Annotated in this window: 2 protein-coding genes and 1 pseudogene; all 3 read right to left on the bottom strand. The window is 60.0% G+C overall.

Going from position 1 to position 1,051, the window contains the following annotated elements; all coding sequences use genetic code 11:
* Positions 1-128, bottom strand: a pseudogene (locus ACXRVY_RS31170) (tetraacyldisaccharide 4'-kinase); the annotation flags it as partial.
* Positions 128-556: an ExbD/TolR family protein gene (locus ACXRVY_RS31165; RefSeq protein WP_223459624.1), complete on the bottom strand. Its 429-nt coding sequence runs from the start codon at positions 554-556 to the stop codon at positions 128-130. The gene ACXRVY_RS31165 and the pseudogene ACXRVY_RS31170, both read right to left, overlap by 1 nt.
* Positions 553-1,051 (bottom strand): MotA/TolQ/ExbB proton channel family protein (locus ACXRVY_RS31160; RefSeq protein WP_458239228.1); only part of this gene is annotated, 499 nt, incomplete at its 5' end. The genes ACXRVY_RS31165 and ACXRVY_RS31160, both read right to left, overlap by 4 nt.

Genomic DNA, 1,051 nt, shown 5'->3' with positions numbered 1-1,051 from the left:
TCACCCGCCAGAAAGCGCTTGCGCTTGTTCATGACCACGCGCCGGTACAGCCACTCCAGTGGCTGCAACAGCTTCAGGGCCGGATGACCTGCGTACCACGCGGCCAGCAATCGATCGGACATGGCCATCAGGACGCGGGAGGCGCCGCTTCGATGGTGGTCATGCGCAAATGGCTGAATCCGAGTTTGCCCGCGGCGTCCATCGCAGTGATGACCGACTGATGCCGGGATTTGCCGTCGGCGCTGATCGATAATGGCAGGTTGGTATCACCCTTGGATTCTTTCTGCAGCGCTTCCATCAACGTGGCCAGGTCGCTTTTTGGCAATATATGGTTGTTCACCGAGAACACACCGTCGGCACTGATGGCGATATCGAGCTGTCGGGTCTGGTCGTCGGCAGATGCGCCACTGACCGCTTCCGGCAGCTCAACGCGCAGCTGGGTCTCACGGGTAAAGGTGGTGGTCACGACGAAAAACAGCAGCAGGATGAACACCACGTCGATCAGCGACGCGAGGTTGATGTCCACCGTTTCCCGTGGTTTGCGGCGGAATTTCACGCTTTGCTCCCGGACAGGTCCACGTCACGGTCACCCTGCACCACCTCGACCAGTTTGATCGCTTCCTGCTCCATCCCCACCACCAGCTCATCGATCCGGCGTTGCAGGAAACGGTGGAAGAACACCGCAGGGATACCCACCATCAGGCCGGCAGCCGTGGTGATCAGGGCCTTGGAAATACCACCGGCCAGTACCGAGGCGTTGGTGGTCATGCCTGAACCGGTGAACGCACTGAAAATATCGATCATGCCCAGCACCGTACCCAACAGACCCAGCAACGGCGCCATGGCGGCGATGGTGCCCAGGGCGCTGACGTAACGCTCCAGCTCATGGATGACCCGTTGGGCGGCCTCTTCGATGCACTCCTTCATGATCTCGCGACCATGCTTGGAGTTGGCCAGGCCGGCCGCCAGGATCTCGCCCAACGGGGAGTTGGCGCGCAGTTCCTTGAGTTTTTCTTTATTGAGCTGTTTGTCCTTGATCCAGACCCAGACC

This window comes from Pseudomonas sp. P5_A2_2 (genome assembly GCF_054177685.1).
Note: the sequence above shows the minus strand (reverse complement) of the source record. Positions and strands in the feature narration are given on the sequence as shown.